Origin of the sequence: Gordonia sp. PP30, from assembly GCF_023100845.1 — a bacterium.
GTDB lineage: Bacteria > Actinomycetota > Actinomycetes > Mycobacteriales > Mycobacteriaceae > Gordonia.
Map to the genome: position 1 here is coordinate 1761547 of NZ_CP095864.1, position 16523 is coordinate 1778069.

The 16523-nt window shown below is 71.9% G+C and carries 13 protein-coding genes and 1 tRNA gene; 7 read left to right on the plus strand and 7 right to left on the minus strand.

From position 1 onward, the window contains the following. Positions 1-25: 25 nt before the first annotated feature. Both MYK68_RS08005 and MYK68_RS08010 read left to right on the plus strand, forming a co-directional pair. Positions 26-265 (plus strand): type II toxin-antitoxin system Phd/YefM family antitoxin, encoded by a 240-nt coding sequence (locus MYK68_RS08005; RefSeq protein WP_247867399.1) that lies wholly within the window; start codon positions 26-28, stop codon positions 263-265. Then, positions 262-681 carry a type II toxin-antitoxin system VapC family toxin gene (locus MYK68_RS08010; protein ID WP_247867400.1) on the plus strand — a complete coding sequence of 140 codons (420 nt, stop codon included), beginning with the start codon at positions 262-264 and terminating at the stop codon, positions 679-681. The genes MYK68_RS08005 and MYK68_RS08010 overlap by 4 nt, the downstream gene beginning before the upstream one ends. On the opposite strand, the gene MYK68_RS08015 is transcribed toward MYK68_RS08010, so the two are convergent. The 6 genes from MYK68_RS08015 to MYK68_RS08040 all read right to left on the minus strand — a co-directional run bounded on the left by MYK68_RS08015 (position 662) and on the right by MYK68_RS08040 (position 12265). Further along, entirely contained in the window at positions 662-1378 is a 717-nt protein-coding gene (locus tag MYK68_RS08015; protein ID WP_247867401.1) for a sirohydrochlorin chelatase, read from the minus strand. The two genes, MYK68_RS08010 and MYK68_RS08015, sit on opposite strands and share 20 nt — an antisense overlap. Beyond that, positions 1375-1797, minus strand: coding sequence for a nitrite reductase small subunit NirD (gene nirD, locus MYK68_RS08020; RefSeq protein WP_247867402.1), 423 nt, complete (start codon positions 1795-1797; stop codon positions 1375-1377). Before nirD ends, MYK68_RS08015 begins: the two co-directional genes overlap by 4 nt. A 1-nt stretch (position 1798) precedes the next feature. After that, entirely contained in the window at positions 1799-4333 is a 2535-nt protein-coding gene (gene nirB, locus MYK68_RS08025; protein WP_247867403.1) for a nitrite reductase large subunit NirB, read from the minus strand. Between the two features lie 126 nt (positions 4334-4459). Beyond that, the gene (locus MYK68_RS08030) at positions 4460-6199 is read right to left on the minus strand and encodes an NTP transferase domain-containing protein (RefSeq protein WP_247867404.1); all 1740 of its coding nucleotides are present in this window, start codon (positions 6197-6199) and stop codon (positions 4460-4462) included. A 103-nt stretch (positions 6200-6302) separates the two neighbouring features. Continuing rightward, positions 6303-7916 carry an HNH endonuclease signature motif containing protein gene (locus MYK68_RS08035; protein WP_247867405.1) on the minus strand — a complete coding sequence of 538 codons (1614 nt, stop codon included), beginning with the start codon at positions 7914-7916 and terminating at the stop codon, positions 6303-6305. Between the two features lie 182 nt (positions 7917-8098). Continuing rightward, positions 8099-12265, minus strand: a complete 4167-nt coding sequence (locus MYK68_RS08040) for a bifunctional nitrate reductase/sulfite reductase flavoprotein subunit alpha (protein WP_247867406.1) — start codon at positions 12263-12265, stop codon at positions 8099-8101. A gap of 201 nt (positions 12266-12466) precedes the next feature. Here MYK68_RS08040 and MYK68_RS08045 point away from each other — a divergent pair, with 201 nt between their 5' ends. The 5 genes from MYK68_RS08045 to MYK68_RS08065 are packed head-to-tail and all read left to right on the plus strand — an operon-like array spanning position 12467 to position 16421. Next, positions 12467-12709 (plus strand): hypervirulence associated TUDOR domain-containing protein, encoded by a 243-nt coding sequence (locus MYK68_RS08045; protein WP_247867407.1) that lies wholly within the window; start codon positions 12467-12469, stop codon positions 12707-12709. Beyond that, a complete protein-coding gene (locus tag MYK68_RS08050; protein WP_247867408.1) occupies positions 12706-13293 on the plus strand; it encodes a DUF488 domain-containing protein in 588 nt (195 codons plus the stop codon). Before MYK68_RS08045 ends, MYK68_RS08050 begins: the two co-directional genes overlap by 4 nt. A 20-nt stretch (positions 13294-13313) precedes the next feature. Continuing rightward, positions 13314-14444, plus strand: a complete 1131-nt coding sequence (locus MYK68_RS08055; protein WP_247867409.1) for a thiolase family protein — start codon at positions 13314-13316, stop codon at positions 14442-14444. Further along, complete coding sequence (locus tag MYK68_RS08060; RefSeq protein ID WP_247867410.1) at positions 14444-15262, plus strand: crotonase/enoyl-CoA hydratase family protein; 819 nt, start codon at positions 14444-14446, stop codon at positions 15260-15262. Before MYK68_RS08055 ends, MYK68_RS08060 begins: the two co-directional genes overlap by 1 nt. Before the next feature lie 4 nt (positions 15263-15266). Beyond that, a complete protein-coding gene (locus tag MYK68_RS08065; protein ID WP_247867411.1) occupies positions 15267-16421 on the plus strand; it encodes an FAD-dependent monooxygenase in 1155 nt (384 codons plus the stop codon). 23 nt (positions 16422-16444) lie between these two features. On the opposite strand, the gene MYK68_RS08070 is transcribed toward MYK68_RS08065, so the two are convergent. Continuing rightward, positions 16445-16518, minus strand: a tRNA-Arg gene (locus tag MYK68_RS08070). Positions 16519-16523: the final 5 nt, after the last annotated feature.

A 16523-nucleotide genomic window follows, 5' to 3' on the forward strand; every position in this document is an offset into this window, starting at 1 on the left:
GTAACTACCATCTAGGGGGACGAGAATGACGACAGTGACGTCGCGCGAGTTCAATCGCGACCCGAGTTCGGTCAAGCGCGCTGCGGCCGAGGGGCCGGTGCTCATCACGGATCGCGGACAGGCTGCATTCGTTCTTCTGTCGATCGAGGAGTACGAACGGATCCGTGGTGGCGAAAGGACGCTGGTCTCACGGCTGAGTATGGATGATGATCTCGATTGGGAACCCGAGCCGATCGGAGTCGGGCTGCGGATTCCCGAGCTGTGAACTTCGTTCTCGATACCAACGTCCTGAGCGAACTACGCAAGTCCGAGCGCACAGCCTCCCCGGCCGTTCGAGCCTGGATTTCGGCACGCGTGGATGCGCAGCTCTATCTGAGCGTGGTCACGGTCCTCGAGATCGAAGTAGGAATCGGGCGAATCGAGCGACGTGATCGAGTTCAGGCTGATCGGCTCCGGCGGTGGCTTGACGACGAGGTACTCGACGCCTTTCGCGGCCGGATCCTGCCGGTGGACCTCGAGGTCGCACGGCGCGCGGCGAGACGTCATGTTCCGGACCCCAGCCCGGAACGAGATGCGTTGATCGCGGCGACGGCTCTTGTCCATGACATGTCGGTGGTCACTCGGAACACCGCGGATTTCTCGGCAACGGGTGCCCGGGTGATCAACCCCTGGACGGACTGAGTCGGTCCGCGTGCCGTTGCTGAGCGGCGAGGACGCGGCGGCAGGCCAGGTCGACCACGCGGGGGTGCAGGCCGAGCGGGGCCGCGACGAGATCCGCGCCGGAGTCGGCCAGGCGGCGCTGGAAGAGGCCGTCGGCGAGCAGATACGACGCGATCGCGACGCGGCCGGGCCGGCGGCGGGCGCGGCGGACGGCGTCGGCGATCCCGGGATACGCCGAACCGGCGGGTGGCGCGGCGAAACCGATGGTCACCGCTGTGCCGAGGACGGACTCCAGCCGGGTGGCGGCGCGGCGGACGTCGGTGACGGCGTGGCGATCGGACGATCCCGCGGCGGCGAACACCACGGTGTCGCCGGGCCGGTATCCGGCCTCGCGCAGGCGCCCGGACGCCGCGTCGGCGAGCGCAGGCGACGGACCGAGTGCCGTGGTCAGCACCGTGCGCGGGTGCCAGGCCGCGGCGAGGTGCGCCGGCAGATCGGCCCGCACGTGATAGCCGCGGGCCAGGAACGCCGGAACCACGACCACCTGCTCGTCGTCGGGCAGCGCGGCGAGCACGTCGCTGGGGCTGGGCCCGAGGACGTCGACGAAGGCGACCCGCACCGTCTCCTCGAGGCGGCGCGACATGGCCGCGGCGAGGTCGCCGATCATCGCGACGCCGTGCGGATTGCGGGTGCCGTGCGCGGCCAGCACCACGGTCACGACGGAACCTGTTCCGGAGCGGCGGCGGGGGCCGGCCGGTAGCCGAACCGCACCTGGGGCGAGTTGGACACGAAGACCGTGCCGTCGAGCCCGATCCGGGTGCCGTAGACCGGCACGTACACGCCTTCAGCGTCCAGGCAGCGGCCGTCGATCAGGCTGAACGCCTGCTTCTTCAGCGGTGACTGCACCACCGGGAAGCCGCCGCGGTCGCCGACGATCCCGCGGGAGAGGACCGCCGCGCGCCCGATCGGGTCGATGTTGCCGATCGCCTTGAGACGGTCGTCGGCGAGCCGGAACAGCGCCACCTGGGCGCCGTCGGGCAGGAGCACGGCGACGCCGCGCAGCCGGTCCAGCCGGTCGAGGTGGCAGGCCGCGGTCCAGTCCCGCGTCCAGCGGTGCAGATCGAAGTTGAGTGTCATGTCAGGCTCCTGTGCGGCTCGAGGCGGGGAAGGCCGGTTCGCCCAGCAGGACGGGGACCTTGCGGCCGTGGTGATCGCCGAAGGCGACGGTCGGATCGGGTGACTCCGGGGCGTTGACGAAGGAGACGAATCGGGCGAGCTTCTCCGGGTCGTCGAGCACGCCCTTCCACTCGCAGGAGTAGCCGTCGACGTGCCGGGCCATCGCCGCCTCGAAGTCGCCGGCCAGACCCAGGGCGTCGTCGACGACCACCGCGCGGAGCCGGTCGAGACCGCCGTCGAGCTCATCCAGCCAGGGCGCGGTGCGTTGCAGCCGGTCCGCGGTGCGGATGTAGTACATGAGGAAGCGGTCGATGTAGCGGACCAACGTCGCCGAATCGAGGTCGCCGGCGAGCAGTTGCGCGTGCTTCGGCGTCATGCCGCCGTTGCCGCACACGTACAGGTTCCAGCCGCTCTCGGTGGCGATCACGCCGACGTCCTTGCCGCGCGCCTCGGCGCACTCACGGGCGCAGCCGGAGACACCCATCTTCAGCTTGTGCGGGGAGCGCAGGCCCCGGTAGCGGAGTTCGAGATCGATGGCCATCTGCACCGAGTCCTGCTGGCCGTACCGGCACCAGTCCGAGCCGACGCAGCTCTTCACCGTCCGCAGCGACTTGCCGTAGGCCTGCCCGGATTCCATGCCGCCGTCGACCAGCCGCCGCCAGATCTGCGGCAGTTGCTCGACGCGGGCGCCGAACATGTCGATGCGCTGGCCGCCGGTGATCTTGGTGTACAGCCCGAAGTCGCGGGCGATCTCGCCGATCAGGATGAGGTGCTCGGGCGTGATGTCCCCGCCGGGCACGCGCGGCACCACCGAGTAGGTGCCGTTGCGCTGGATGTTCGCGAGGAAGGCGTCGTTGGTGTCCTGCAGCGACGCCTGCTCACCGCCGAGGATGTGGTCCGAGCCGGTCGACGCGAGGATCGAGGCCACCGTGGGTTTGCAGATGTCACAGCCGGTGCCGGTGCCGAACCGCTCGATCAGGCCGGAGAAGGTGCGGATCCCGCTGGCCTGGACCAGCTCGAAGAGTTCGGCGCGCGACTGCCCGAAGTGCTCGCAGAGCGCGGTGGACTGCGTGACACCCGATTCGCTGAGCAGCTTGGACAGCAGCGGCACGCACGATCCGCACGACGTGCCCGCGCCCGTGCACTTCTTCAGATCGGCGACGGTGCACGAGCCGTCGGCGATCGCCGAGCACAGCGCTCCCTTGGACACGTCGTTGCACGAGCAGACCTGCGCGTCATCGGGCAGCGCGCCCAGGCCCAGCGTCTCGCCGCCCTCGGCGGCGGGGGAGATCAGCGCGACCGGGTCGCCGGGGAGCGTGGAACCGACCAGCGGTCGCAGCATGCCGTACGACGATGCGTCGCCGACCAGCACGCCGCCGAGCAGGGTCTGCGCGTCGTCGGACAGCACCAGCTTGGCGTAGGTGCCGCCGACCGGATCGCTCACCACCACGTTCAGCGCCCCCGGCGTGGTGCCGAGGGCGTCGCCGAAGCTGGCGACGTCGACGCCGAGGAGCTTGAGTTTGGTGCTCAGGTCGGCGCCGGGGAAGGTCGCGTCGCCGCCGACGAGGCGGTCGGCCACCACCTCGGCGGTGGCGTAGCCGGGCCCGACGAGGCCGTAGCAGCGGCCGTCGATCGCGGCGACCTCACCGATCGCGTACACGTCGGGATCACTGGTGACGCAGGCGGCGTCGGTGAGGATGCCGCCGCGCTCGGCCAGCGCGAGGCCGGCCTGGCGGCCGAGTTCGTCGCGCGGGCGGACTCCGGCGGCGAAGACCAGCAGGCCGATGTCGACGCTCGTCTCGTCGGCCAGGGTCACCGTGAGGCCGCCGCCCGGATTCGCCTCGATCGCCCGGGTTCCCGACGAGAGGCTGATGTCGATGCCGAGGTCACCGATCATCCGGGCGAGGTGCTCGCCGCCGCCCGGATCGACCTGCTGCGGCATGAGCCGCGGATTCACCTCCACCACGTGGGGCCGCAACCCCAACTGGCGCAAGGCATTCGCCGCCTCGAGGCCGAGCAGGCCGCCGCCGACCACCATGCCGACGGCGTTCGGGTCGCGCGCGAGCGCGGCCTGGGCATCGGCGCGGATCGCGTCGAGGTCGTCGAGCGTGCGGTAGACGTGGCAGCCGGGCAGGTCGTGCCCGGGGACGGGTGGCACGAAGGCGTACGAGCCGGTCGCGAGCACCAGGGCGTCGTACCGGATCTGCTCACCGGCCGCGGTGCGCACCGTGCGGGCCGCGGGGTCGACGGCGGCGACCGCCGTGCCCAGCCGCAGCTCGACGGCCGGATCGTCGTCGAAGCGGTTGCCGGGCAGGGCGAGCGCGCCGCGGTCCCACGCGCCGACGTATCCCGACAGGCCCACGCGATCGTAGGCGGCGTCGGTCTCCTCGCCGAGCACGATCGCGGTCCAGTCGTTCCCGGTGTCCCGGGTACGCAGGGCCTCGATGAAGCGGTGGCCGACCATCCCGTGGCCGACGACGACAACGGTCTTGCTCATCGCGCGGGTCCTTCCTGTTGCTGACGATGACGCCACGGTAGGAAGGGGGTGTTGCACGGACGTTGCCTCGGAGATGGCCGCGCCGTCACATCGGCCGCACAGCGGCGAACCCGGCGCTGTGAGGTCTCAGCGGAGGCGTTCGACGCCGGCCGGGGAGCCCTCCGGCGGGACCAGCGCGAGGCCGCGATGGCCGATCATCGATGCGAGGTGGCCGGTGCCGTGACCGGTGGTGACCGTCCAGCGGCCACGACCGTCGGGTTCGACGGGCAGCACGCGCCAGCGCCCGGGCAGGCGGTGCGCCCGGGTGTCGTCGTCCAGCACCAGGATGTCGGGGTGGGCGGGGCGGCGGCCGAGGAGCGCGTCGAGCAGCGCGGGCAGCAGCACCGCGATGCCCGCGACCGCGGCGAGCGGATTGCCGCCGAGTCCGAGAATCACTGTGCCACTGGGTATTTGGGCGGCGATCAGCGATCCGCCAGGCCGGAGTGACAGCCCGTCGAGCAGTATCCGCGCGCCCGCGGTGGCTAGTGCGGTGCGGAGATGGTCGGCGATGCCGTGGCCGGTGGCGCCGATGATGACGACGAGGTCGGCATTCGGCTCGGCCACCGCTTGCGCGAAGACGCCGGGGCGGTCGTCCAGGTGGCCGCCCGCGGTGACGCGGACCCCCGCTCCGGTCAGGACGTCGGCCACCGGGCCGGAGGCGGTGTCCGGAATCGATCCGGCACGCGGCCGGCCGCCGGCCGGGATCACCTCGTCGCCGGAGGTGTGCAGGCGAGCCGCCAGGGGGCCGCGCACGGTCAGTCGTTCGACGCCGGCGGCGCGGGCGACGGAGCGGACGGCGGCGTCGGCGGCGGTGCCGGCAGCGGCGAGGGTGGCACCGCGCGGCCAGGCGCTGCCGGTGCGCCGGGTGTCGTCCCGGCCGGTCGAGGTCTCGGTGAGCACGCCGCCGGCCAGCGTGACCTCCTCGTGCCGCACCACGCGTTCGGCGCCGGGCGGCAGCGCCGCGCCGGTCGCGATGGGTGCGGCGCAGCCGGACTGCAGGGGCGGGGTGTCGAGGTGCCCGGCGGCGCGGGGAGCGTCGACCAGCCGCCACGGCGACCGGCCGGCCACCGCGTAGCCGTCCATCGCGGCGGCATCGAACGGCGGGAACGCGGCGGCGGCGACCAGCGGGTCGGCGAGGACCGCGCCGGCGGCGTCATCGAGGGGGAGAACCACCGGTGGCAGCGGGGCGAGCCGGTCGAGGAGGACCGCGCGGGCGGCGGCCGGTTCGAGGCCGCGGGGCGTCGCGGCGCGGCGGGCGGTCGCGAGGTCGGCGGGGGTGTCGACGTCGCCGGTGCCGGACACCGGGAGGAAGACGGCGTTGCCGGGGATCAGTGAGCGCATCGACGAATCGGCCGGGGCGTGCCGCAGCGGTGCGAGCGCCGCGCGCCGCCAGACGCCGAGCAGGTATTGCGGATGCCCGCCCGCATCGGCGGCCAGCACGACCGGCACCCGGGATCGCTCCAGTTCGGCCCGCAGGTCGTCGATCTGCGCCGCGGTGATCTCCGGCAGATCGCTGGCGACGAGGACGACGGGCCGGTCGTAGGCGCTACCGGCGTCGTCGGTGGCCTCGAGGGCGGCCGTCCCGGCGGCCACGGCGGCGACCGGCCCGCTGTACGGCGGGTCCTCGCGGGTCACCAGGACGCCGGGCGGGAGCGGGCGGTCCGGTCCGACCACGACGATCCGGCCGGCGCCGGCCACCGCGTCGAGGGCGATGTCGAGCAGTCGCCGCCCGCCGACCAGTTCGGCGGGCTTGTCGGCCCCGGCGAGTCGCCGGGCCCGGCCCCCGGCGAGGACGATCGCGTCGAAGGAACCCCCGCTCGATGTCATGCATCGACCCTAGATGAGTGATTCCCGGTGTCGGTGATGGACATGGCGGCGTTCGCGGGCAGAGGCGGCGCGCGCCCTGGTGGCCTGGCCACCGTGGTGGTGGTCAGGCGGCCAGGTGCTGTTCGAGGAGGCGTTCGACACCGGAGCCGGTGGTGTCTGTGGCGTCCGCCGGTTGAGGTGTGACGAGCCCTTTGGGGCGAGGAGCCTCGACGCCAGGGCCCCCGGCCTGCGCGCCGGTGTCGCCGAGCCGGTGGTTCACGGTCGGTGGCGGACTGCGGTCTTCGGCGGGGGTGTCTGGGCCGGTGCGGAGTTTGTCGGGGTGGAACAGGGGGTTGATGATCCACGGCCCGGCGCGTCCGGCGGGGCGCCATCCGACGCGGCCTTTGTCGGGGCCGCTGGTGAGGACGGTGGATTCCCAGGTTCCGGGTTGTTTGCCGTTCCACCGGTTATGCGTCCCGCAGGCCCCGCCGAGATGGTCGGCGTCGGTGGGGCCGCCGTCCTGCCAGTCGGGCATGTGGTGCATCTCGCACTGGGCGAACGGGCGCGTACACCCCGGCGCGGTACAGCCCCGGTCGCGGGCGAACACCGCCAGCCGTTGCGCCCGGGAGGCGAGCCGGTGGGCGCGGCCGAGGTACAACGGCTGCCCGGTGGCCTTGGCGAACACCGCGAGGTACGGCACGGCGTTCGCGGCGATCGTCACCAGGTCCGACACCGGAATCCGGGTGCCGGTGGTGGTCCAGGCGATCCCAGCCTGGCGGGCCAGATCCTCATCGGTCACGGTGACCACGATCTGATTGCGCAGACTCTCCGGGCGCGCATGGGTGTTCTGGGCATTGACCCAGACGAGGAGCGCGAGGAGAGCGTCGTGCTGGCGCCGCCCCAACAACCGGTCATCGCGTTCAGCAGCGGCAGCCAGAACCGCGGGATCCAGGCCCGGCTGATCAGCCGCACCGTGCGGGGAGTCCGGATCGTCGGGGTTGTTCATGCCCGGGGCGGCCCACTGGACGAACACGACCTCGAACTCCGCCCGCAACTGCGGCGTCATCCGGGCCTGCACCGCCGACATCAACTGCCGGTCCTGCGCCGACAGCCGGAACTTCGCTTGCCGCTGGCGGTCTTGGTCGTCGGCGAGGGTGCCGTCGGGGTCGAGGTGGGCCAGGATCCGGTTGCCGACCATCGTCAGCCCGGCCGGATTGAGCCGCCGGGCGGCGTCGGCGAGCATGGCCTCGGCCTTGGCCCGTGCCTCCGGGTCGACCGAGGTGGGGATTTTGTCCATCACTTCTTCGATCACCGATACGTGCGTCTCACCGATCGCCCCGTCGGCCACCGCGGCCGCGGTCGCCGGGAACTTCGGATCGAGACGCTCGCCGGTCATGGCGGTGAACCGGCCGATCGAGGCCGCCACCACCCGCCGCCGCCGGGACTCGCCCTCCCCGATCCGCAGCCCCTGGGTCAGCAGCTGGTGCACGGTGCTGTAGCCGGCGCGCTGGCAGGCGCCGCGGTCGGAGATCTCCACCAGCAACGCCGCATCCACCCCAACACCTGTGCGGCGGGCCTGTTCCCGCGATTCGAGCAGATCCAGCAGGCCATCCTCCGGCAGGGCGCCCCACGGCGCTCCGGCCAGCGATTCCTCGACGGCCACACTCACCGCGGCCAGCTCGGCGGGTGACAGGTCGGCCACCAGGCCGTGGGCGTCGAACGCGTCGTCGTCGCTCATCGCGGACCCCCTTTGCCGGCCGGTGGTGGATGGTTCTTCTCCTACCTCAGGATAACGCACACCATGATGTGTATGCAACAGATGGATAGAACTTACTTTCGAGTAATTTGCAGCCACCGTGCCTACCCGGCCCAGCCGGGCGTCCCGATCACCGGGAATCACTCATCTAGGCCATCTCTGGGTCAGTAGACGTCGCGGACGTAGCGGCGTTCGGCGGCCAGCGCGGTGACGTAGGCGTCGGCCGCGGAAGGGGAGAGGCGGCCCTGCTCGGCGACGATGCGCCGCAGTGCGAGGTCGACGTCGCGGGCCATCCGGGCGGCGTCGCCGCAGACGTAGACGTGCGCACCCCGCTGAATCCACGACCAGAGATCGGCGGCCCGGGTCAGCATGCGGTCCTGCACGTAGACCTTCTCCTCCTGGTCCCGGGAGAACGCGAGGTCCAGTTCGTTCAGGGTGCCCTCCCGGTGGAACCGTTCGAGTTCGTCACGGTAGTAGAAGTCGGTGTCCCGGTGCTGCTCGCCGAAGAACAGCCAGTTGGGGCCGTCGGCGCCCGCGTGGGCGCGGTGCTGCAAGAATCCGCGGAACGGGGCGACGCCGGTGCCCGGACCGATCATCACCATCGGCGCGGCCGGATCCTCCGGCGGGCCGAAATTCTTATTGCGCTGGACGAAGATCCGGACCGGAGTGTCGTCGTCGGTATCGGCGAGATAGGTCGAGCAGACGCCGCCGCGGCGCGCGCCGCCGGGAGCGTCGAACCGCACCGCGGAGACGGTGACCTCCACCCGGTCCGGTGCGACGAGCGGGCTCGACGAGATCGAGTACAGGCGCGGCTGCAGTTTCCGCAGAATGCCGAGCCAGTCGGCGGCCGTCGCGGTGACCGGGTACCGCGCCAGCAGATCGACGCTCTGGCGGCCCCAGGCCCAGTCGGCGAGCGCCGCGGGGTCGTCGAGCAGCGCGGCGAGATCGGCGGTGTCGTGCCGGGCGTGGACGAAGCGCACCAGGTCACCGGTGACCCGGGCGATCTCCAGGTGATCGGTCAGGGCGGCACGCAGCGTCATCGGCTCGCCGGTGAGATCGACCGGTTCGTCGCCGTCGAGCCCGGTCAGGGTGAGCCACTCGTCGACCAGCGGCGCGGAGTTGCGGGGCCAGACGCCGAGGGCGTCGCCGGTGTCGTAGGTGAGGGTGTCGTCGGGGAGCGCGAAGGCGAACCGCCGCACCTCTTTCGCCGAGCCCTCGGCGGTGAGGAGGTCGTTGGCGATCAGCCGGGTGGTCAGGGGGTTCTTCTTGGAGTAGGTGTGTGGTCTCGACTCCGCTCGACCCTCGTGGGCCGGTGCACATGCTGATCGAGCGGAGTCGAGATCACCCAGGGCCGGTGCACATGCTGATCGAGTGGAGTCGGGATCACCGTTCCCGGCGGACGGATCGTCGAGGAGGGCGGTGACCGTCGACAGCCAGGCGGCGGCCGTCTCCTCGTAGTCGGGTTCGCACGAGACGCGGCCGGTCAGGCGGGTGGCGCCGAGCGTTTCCAGGCGGCCGTCGAGTTTGCGGGCGAAGCCGCAGAAGTCCGCGTACGACGAGTCGCCGAATCCCAGGACGGCGTACCGCAATTCGGCGACGTCCTGAGCGGAGGCACCGGCCAGAGCGTCCCAGAGCTTGGCACCGTCGTCGGGGGGATCGCCGTCGCCGGTGGTCGCGACGATGAACAGGACCGTGCCGCGGAGATCGTCGATGCCGACATGGTCGGCCTCGGCGAGCCGGACCGTGCGCTCCTCGGTGGTGAGGGCGGCGGCGCAGCCCTCGGCGAACTCCTCGGCGGTGCCGGTCACCGAGGCCCAGACGACGGTGACGGGAAGTGTCGTCGGCTCGTCCTCGGCGGGCACGGCCGGCGGGAGGGCGGTGGAACCGGCGGTGCGGGAGAAGAATCCGGCGAGGACGCCTTCGGCCCAGTGCCGGGTGGCGGTGCGCAGTGGCGCGGTGGCGGGGATGGTCGGGACGTCGCCCGCGGGCGGGTTGGCGCGGATGCCGTGCACCAGTCCGGCGAGGAACGCCTGCTCGGCCGCCGTTGGCTCCGGTACCTCGGCGACCGCGAACGCGGCGGCGAGCCGATTCGCGGCGAGCGGATCGGCGGCGAGCGGATCGGTGGGCGGTGCGGGCGCGGTCATCGGGGCGGTTCCTTCCGGTGCGGGCCGCGGGACCGGGGTCACCGATACGGCGCACAGTTTGAACTCGGGCTGGAGCGAGTCGGGGTCGACGGCGTCGTTCGTCACCGTGTTGACGGCGAGTCCGTCGCCGCCCCAGTGCATCGGGACGAAGCAGAGGCCGGGGCTGATCGCGTCGGTCACCGTGGCCGGGACCCGGATCGAGCCGCGGCGCGAGGTCACCTCGACCGGGTCGCCGTCGGCGACGCCGAGGGCGCGGGCGTCATCGGGGTGGATCTCGGCGAAGCTGCCCGGGTTCAGCTTGTTGAGCTTGGCGACGCGGCCGGTCTTGGTCATCGTGTGCCACTGGTGCGCGAGCCGTCCGGTGGTGAGCAGCAGCGGGTAGCGGTCGTCGGGGAGTTCGGCGGGCGGCAGATACGGTCGGGCCAGGAATCGGGCGCGGCGGCTGGGAGTGGGGAAGGCCAGGCGCGGGATGGTGCCGTCGTCGCGGACGTGGAGCGTCTGGCTGATCCCGTCGTTGCGGTAGCGGATCGGATTGCGCGACGACGACCCCGGTGGCGCCGGCCACTGGACGGGACCGCCGGTGAGGCGCGCATGGTCGACGCCGCGCAGATCCCAGCCGGTCTTCGGATTGTGGAATCGGGCGAGCTCGTCGAACACCGCGGCGGCGTCGGCGAAGTCGAAACCCTCGGTGAAGCCCATGGCCCGGGCGACATCGGCGATGAGCTGCCAGTCGGGGCGGGCCGCACCGGGTGGCGGCACCGCGGGTGTGGTCAGCGTCAGGTTCCGTTCGGAGTTGATCAGCACCCCGGCGGACTCGGTCCACAGCGTGGCGGGCAGCACCGAGTCCGCGTACGCGGTGGTCTCGACGCCCTCGAACACGTCCTGCACGACCACGAACTCCGCGGCCTGCAGACCGGCGATCACCGCGTCTCGATTCGCCACGGAGACGACGGGATTGGTGCAGATGATCCAGACCGCCTTGACCCGTCCCGCGGCGAGTTGCTCGAAGAGGTCGATGGTGCCGCCACCGGCGACCGTCGGCAGGGTCCCCTCGGGCAGTCCCCAGATCCGCTCGGTCGTGGCGCGTTCGCCGGGGTCGAGGATCGAACGCTGACCGGGCAGCCCCGGGCCCATGTAGCCCATTTCGCGGCCGCCCATCGCGTTCGGCTGCCCGGTGAGCGAGAACGGGCCGGCTCCGGTGCGGCAGATCGCACCGGTCGCCAGATGCAGGTTGCAGAGGGCGTTCGTGTGCCAGGTGCCGTGCGTCGACTGGTTCAGGCCCATCGTCCACAGGCTCACCCAGTCACCGGCCTCGGCGATCCACCGCGCCGCGGTGCGCAGATCCGCTTCGGACAGCCCGGTGATGTCGGCGACCATGTCGGGCGGGTAGTCGGCGAGCAGTTCGACGAGGGGCTCCCAGCCCTCGGTGTGCTCGGCGATGAAGTCGTGGTCCACCGCGCCGTCGTCGAGCAGGAGCCGGAGCAGGCCGTTGAGGAGCGCCATGTCCGTGCCGGGCCGGACCGGGAGATGGAGGTCGGCCTTCGCCGCGGTCGCCGTCTTGCGGGGATCGACGACGATCAGTCTGGCGCCGGCCTTGACCCGGTCCATCATCCGCAGATGCAGGATCGGGTGGCAGTCGGCCATGTTGGCGCCGATCACGAAGAAGAGGTTCGCGTGATCGAGGTCGTCGTAGCTGCCGGGCGGCCCGTCGGCGCCGAGGGACTGCTTGTATCCGGTGCCGGCGCTCGCCATGCAGAGACGGGAGTTCGACTCGATCAGCGGGCTTCGCAGGTAGCCCTTGACGAACTTGTTGGCGAGGTACTGGGCCTCGAGCGACATCTGCCCGGAGACGTAGAGGGCGATCGATCCGGGACCGTGTTCGTCGTGTATCTCCCGGAAACGCTGTGCGATGCGGGCCACCTCGTCGTCCACGGCGACCGGCCGCAGGTCGTCGTCGCGGGAAGCGCGCCGATACGCCGTGGTGAGGCGCCCCGGAGCCTCGAGCATGAGATGCGTGGTGTTGCCCTTGGTGCAGAGGCGGCCGCGATTGGCCGGGTGCGACGACGTGCCCTTGCTTCCGGTGATGCGGCCGCCGCCGATCTGCAGGGTGAGACCGCAGCCGACCCCGCAGTAGCCGCACACCGTGCCGACGCTGGTCGCGCCGGTGCCTGCGGCCGTGGTGGTCATGTGCTCCAGGCTGTCGGCGCGGTGTTTCGGGGTGATCGGACGGTGGTTACCCGGAGATCAACTCGCCCGCACACGTCGTGCACCGGCCATGTGCGGACGGCGGTGCCGCGAGAGAAGCGCGGAGGCGATACCGGATGGGTACTGTCGGATTCATCGGGCCGTCTCAGCTCTGACGGTCGCGGGAGAGGACGGGGCGCGGAGATGACGACGCAGGAGAATCGGTCCCGTGGCGACCGGGCCTTCGCAGTCGGCGATCACGTCCGGTGGAACTCCGAGGCCGGGTACGTCAGCGGTGTGATCACGGCGGTGCATACCGCCGATGTCGACTACAAGGGGTACACGCATCACTGCAGCCCGGCCGATCCGCAGTACGAGATCGCCAGCGACAAGACCGATCACGTCGCGCTCCACCGGGGCCGGGCACTCACCCGCATCGATCCGTGAGCGGGCCGGTGGAGGTCTTCACCCTCGGGCACTCGACGCGCAGCGTCGACGAGGTGGTGGCGATGCTGCGTGCCAACGGCATCACCGATCTGGTCGATGTGCGCTCGTATCCGTCGTCGCGCACCTTTCCGCAGTGGGGACAGGAGGCCTTGCGGGACGCGTTGCCGGACGACATCGCCTACCACTGGCTGCCCCGGCTCGGCGGACGGCGGCACACCCCGGCGGGCACGCCGAGCCCGAACGGAGGCTGGCGCGTGAAGGCGTTCAGCCACTACGCGGACTACATGGCGACCGATGAGTTCGCCGAGGGACTGGCCGAATTGACGGACCTCGCCCGTCGCGGCCGGGTCGCGATCATGTGCAGCGAGGCCGTGCCGTGGCGCTGTCACCGGCGGCTCATCACCGACGCCCTGCTGTGCGACGGCGTGGCGGTGCACCACATCATGTCGGCGACGTCGACCAGACCCGCCGAGCCGACACCGTTCCTGCGGATCGATGACGATAGCACGCTGACCTACCCGGCGCCGGAGACCGCCGACGGGCACCCGGCAGGTGTGGACGACCGCGGATCCGGGCGAGAGTGACGACTGGCACAATCGGCCCCATGAGAGATGCAGTCATCGTCGACGCCGTCCGGACGCCGATCGGTAAACGGAACGGCACGCTGGCCGGGGTACACCCGGGCGATCTCACGGCGCACGTGCTCACCGCACTGGCGCAACGGACGGATCTGGAACCGTCGACCGTCGACGACGTGGTGTGGGGCTGCGTGAGCCAGGTCGGCGACCAGGCCGGGAGTATCGGCCGCGTCGGGGTGCTGGCCGCGGGCTGGCCCGAGTCGGTACCCGCCACCGTCGTCGACCGGCGATGCGGATCGGCACAGCAGGCCGTGCACTTCGCCGCCGCCGGGGTGATCGCCGGCCAGTACGACGTGGCGATCGCCGGCGGCGTCGAGTCGATGTCGCGTGTCCCGATGGGCTCGGCGCGCGGCGACGGCCGGCCGTATCCGGCGTCTGTACTCGACCGCTACGGCGTCGACGGGTTCAACCAGGGGATCGGCGCCGAGATGGTCGCGCGCCGATGGGGGCTCAGCCGAACGCAGGTCGACGAGTACTCGGCGCGTTCGCACGAGCGCACCGCCGCGGCCGCCGACGCCGGCGCGTTCGACGGGCAGCTCGCACCGATCGCCGGACTCTCCCGCGACGAGGGACTGCGCCGCGGCACCACTCCGGAGAAGCTGTCCGGTCTGCGGACGGTCTTCGACGACGCCGGCGTGATCACCGCGGGCAACTCCTCGCAGATCTCCGACGGCGCCGGCGCGGTGCTGGTGACCACCGGCGAGTACGCCGCGGCGCGCGGCTGGGCGCCGATCGCGCGCATCCACAGCGCGGTGCTGGCGGGCGACGATCCGGTGATGATGCTGACCGCGCCGATCGCCGCGACCGCCAAGGCGCTGACCCGGTCGGGGCTGACGATCGGCGACATCGGCGTCTTCGAGGTGAACGAGGCCTTCGCGCCGGTGCCGCTGGCGTGGCAGGCCGAGACCGGTGCGCCCGACGACGTGCTCAACCCGCTCGGCGGGGCGATCGCGGTGGGCCACCCGCTGGGTGGTTCTGGCGCGATCCTGCTGACCCGCATGCTGCATCACATGCGGGACAACGGAATCCGTTACGGCTTGCAGACGATGTGCGAGGCCGGCGGCATGGCGAACGCGACGATTGTGGAGTTGATCTGATGAGTACCGGCACCGAGAACCACGCACCCCTGATCGTCGAGCGGACCGGTGACGTGGTCACCTGGACGCTGAACCAGCCGGCCACCCTCAACGCGATCTCCGACGACGACGTGATCGATGCGCTCGTCGGCGCCGTCGCCGACGTGAACCGTGACCAGAGCGTGCGCGTGGTGATCCTGACCGGGGCCGGCCGGGCGTTCTCGGCGGGCGGCAACGTGAAAGACATGGCATCCCGGGAGGGCCTGTTCGGCGGTGCGTCGCACACCCAGCGCGTCGGCTACCGAGAGGGGATCCAGCGGATTCCGCGAGCGATGTACACCCTCGAAGTGCCGGTGATCGCGGCGGTGAACGGCGCGGCCATCGGCGCCGGCTGCGATCTGGCGCTGATGTGCGACCTGCGGATCGCCTCGACCGGCGCCTTCTTCGCGGAGAGCTTCGTGAAGGTCGGCCTGATTCCCGGCGACGGCGGCGCGTGGTTCCTGCCGCGCATCGTGGGTCCGGCGCGGGCGGCGGAGATGGCCCTGACCGGCGACCGCATCGACGCGGCGACCGCGCTGGAATGGGGGATGGTCTCGGAGGTGACCGAGCCGGAGCGACTGCTCGACGCTGCCCGGGCACTCGCCGATCGGGTGGCGGTGAACCCGCCCGTCGCCGTCCGGATGACCAAGAAGCTGCTGCGCGAGTCGTCGCGGCAGAGCCTGGACCAGTTGCTCGAGTTGTCGGCGGCGATGCAGGGGATCGCGCACCACACCGAGGACCACCACGAGGCGGTGGCGGCGCTGCTGGAGAAGCGCGACGGGTCGTACCGGGGGCGCTGAACCGATGCGCGTGACCGTCGTCGGGGCCGGGATCGCCGGGCTCACCGCGGCCGCCGGCCTGCAACGGGCCGGGCACGACGTCGTCGTGCTGGAGGAGCGCGGCGACACGTCGCCCGGCGCGGGGATCACGGTGTGGCCCAACGCTCTCGCCGCGCTCGACGAGATCGGGCTCGGCGATGCGGTGCGCGCGGCCGGTGGCCGTGTCGCGGGTGGCGCCATGCGGCTGCGCGACGGCACCTGGTTGCGGCGGCCCGAGCCGGAGCGGATGACCCGGGCGCTCGGCGAACCGCTCGCGGTGATCGAGCGGGCCGCGCTGCGCGATGTGCTGACCGGTGCTCTCACACCGGGGACGGTCCGGTTCGGTGCACGGGTGGCTGGGGTGGACGCCGGTACCGCCGGTGTTCGTCTCGACGACGGAGAAGAGATCCACGCGGACCTGCTGATCGGGGCGGACGGTGTGGGTTCGGTGGTGGCCCGCGCACTCAGCGGGCCGTTCGGGGCGCGGTACGCCGGTTACGTCGCCTACCGCGGTATCGCCGATCTGCCGCTCGGTGATCACCTTGCCGGGCAGACCCTCGGCGACGGCCTGGAGACGGGGCACCTGCCGATCGGCGGGGGTCGTACGTACTGGTTCCTCAGCCGTCCCGGGCCGCCCGGCGGCAGCGTGGACGGGATCGCTGCGGCCGAAGCGGCGGAGGTGACCGAACTTCTGCGGTCGTGGCCTGATCCGCTGCCGCGGCTGGTCGGCGCGACCCCGCCGGGAGAGATCCTGCGGGGCGACATCCGCGACCGGAAGGTCGCCGGCGTGTGGCGGTCGGGCGCCACGGTGCTGATCGGCGACGCGGCGCACCCGATGCGCCCGCACCTCGGCCAGGGCGGTTGCCAGGGGATCGAGGGCGCCGTGACGCTGTCCATCCTGGTGGATCGGAGCGATTCTCCGGCCGCCGCGGGCGCGGAGTTCGTCCGGGCACGACGGCGCCGCGTGCGACGTGTGGTCCGGGAGTCGTCCCTGATCGGCCGTGCGCTGAACGTCCGCGCTCCCGCGCTGGTCACCGCGGGTCTGCGCGCGAGTCGGCTGGTGCCGGAGGGCGTGTTCCTGGCGCACCTGCGGGACGTCGCCGGTCGTGCGGCGTGGGAACGGGCGCGCCCGGCTGGGTGAGCCGCCGGTGGACGCCGACAGAGTGCCCCCGGCAGGACTCGAACCTGCGACCTCGGGATTAGAAGGCCCTTGCTCTATCCATCTGAGCTACGGAGGCGGTGG